Annotated in this window: 3 protein-coding genes and 1 pseudogene; all 4 read left to right on the forward strand. The window is 33.4% G+C overall.

Translation table 11 applies throughout. The annotated features are described in order from the left end of the window. Positions 1–126: pseudogene (locus GMD1S_RS12630) on the forward strand (NUDIX domain-containing protein); the annotation flags it as partial. A 143-nt stretch (positions 127–269) separates the two neighbouring features. Then, on the forward strand, positions 270–359 hold the full coding sequence (locus tag GMD1S_RS12635; protein ID WP_008282822.1) for a hypothetical protein: 90 nt from the start codon (positions 270–272) through the stop codon (positions 357–359). Between the two features lie 104 nt (positions 360–463). Further along, entirely contained in the window at positions 464–547 is an 84-nt protein-coding gene (locus GMD1S_RS12640) for a UvrB/UvrC motif-containing protein (RefSeq protein ID WP_008282823.1), read from the forward strand. A gap of 16 nt (positions 548–563) precedes the next feature. After that, positions 564–2,024 (forward strand): PIN-like domain-containing protein, encoded by a 1,461-nt coding sequence (locus tag GMD1S_RS10230; protein WP_001106842.1) that lies wholly within the window; start codon positions 564–566, stop codon positions 2,022–2,024. Positions 2,025–2,101: the final 77 nt, after the last annotated feature.

Here is a 2,101-nt window from a genome sequence, read left to right on the forward strand (position 1 = left end):
CGCTGGTCTGGCTATGCCTTTCCAGGAGGACATGTTGAGAATGGCGAGGCCTTTGCTGAGTCTGTCATTCGTGAGATTTATGAAGAAACTGGTCTAACGATTCAGAATCCCCAACTGGTCGGTATTAACCTGCTCCGTGAAGGGATTGACGTTCCCGAAGTGAGATTGGTGCTATTCTAGATGCTGACAAGGAAAGTTTCCTTCGTAACGAACGCGGTCTCATCCAGACCATTGGTCGTGCGGCCCGTAATAGCGAAGGACATGTTATCATGAATGCGGACACGATGACTCAGTCTATGCAAAGTGCCATCGATGAAACGGTCCGCCGTCGGAAAATTCAAAAGAAATCCGTGATCTAATCGCTGTAACCAAGGCAGTTGCCAAGGAAGAGGACAAGGAAGTCGATATCAATAGCCTCAATAAACAAGAACGCAAAGAACTCGTCAAAAAACTCGAAAAACAAATGCAAGAAGCCGTCGAAGTACTTGACTTTGAACTAGCAGCTCAGATCCGTGATATGATGCTCAAAGTGAGAACGTTGGGGTAGGAAAGAAAGGAAAAAGATGAACTATAAAGAAGAATTTTATGGTTTTTACAGAGAACCATTTAATAAAGAAAATATGACAAGTGAGAATACAATTATTGTGTTTGATACCAACTCATTGCTTAATGTATTTAGATTTACACCAGAAGCATCAAAAGAATATTTTGAGATAATTCAAAGTATTCAAGATAAAATTTATATTCCATATCTTGTAGCTTTAGAATTTCACTTTCATAAATCTGAAGCGTTATTATTAAATGAAGTCAACGTAACAAAATTTAAAAATAATTTTAGCAAGAATTGGAATAAAGTGAAGTCGGAAGCAGCAAAAACACTATTTTCAGGTCTTTCGTATAGAAATGATAAAGATAATAAAGAATTGATCACTTATTTGTCAGATTTACTGAACTCAAAAGAACTTGATATAGAAAATAAATTAGTTGAGAAGATTTCCTCAATAAGTAAGAACCAAACTAATATTTTTAATGCATTGGTTGAAATTATACAAAGTAAAACAGGAGAGCGATATGAACAAAATACGATTATAAATATTGAAAAGGAAGGAGATGAAAGATATAAAAATGAGATACCACCTGGTTTTAATGATGCTAATAAAAAATTATCAAGAAGTTATAATGGTATAAAGTACCAACAGAAGTTTGGAGATTTAATTATTTGGAAGGATATAATTATCAAAGCAAAGGAAGATAAAATCAAAAATGTAATTTTTGTGACCTCTGATGGTAAACGGGATAGTAAAACCGATTTAAACCATAAAGTTTGTGTTGGAAAAGATGGAAATGGTAAGGAGAAATATCAGATTATCGGTCCAAGAATTGAACTTATAGAGGAAATGAAAAATGAGACTGGGGCAGATTTTTATTTAATGGATGAACTGGAATTCATGAAACACTTCTCACAAGAGGAAGTACCATCTCGAGTATTTAAATCTATTAGTGATACATTACTCGATTTTGCTAAAATAGTATCTACTTCTTTAAATAACGACGATGTAGTAAAACCTTTTGTGAGAGCATCTTCTCAATCAGTAAACAATAGACCCTCCGTAATTAAAAGGCGAAAAGTCACAGATATTTCTGAATTATTAAAAATTGTAGAAAATGATTATGAAATTAGTGATGTAATAGAGGAATACTTAAAAACAGAACTTCCAAACATGGATTTTGAAAATAAGTATGGTGATTTAGGTTGGGGAGAATTTGAATACGTAACTATTACAGAAGTGGAGATTGAAAAATACACGTTTGAAGATGACTTTTATGAAATTAAGTGTATAGCAAGCATTGATGTGAATATAGACTTTAATATTGTTACCAAGAATCCTTTCTACGAAGAACCTGAAGATCCAGAATTTGAATATGAGTCATCGGAAATAGATGGTACTTTTGAGATATCATTTATTTATGACTTAGATTATGACACTTTTGATGATATAGAAATAATTGATTTCTATATTTAAATATTTAGAAAGCGAGCAAAGCTATGTCCCGTGCCCAAGCAACTATTTTAACCAATATCTGTCTGATTGAAGACCTC

The organism is Streptococcus sp. GMD1S, from assembly GCF_000296875.1.
Classification (GTDB): Bacteria; Bacillota; Bacilli; order Lactobacillales; family Streptococcaceae; genus Streptococcus.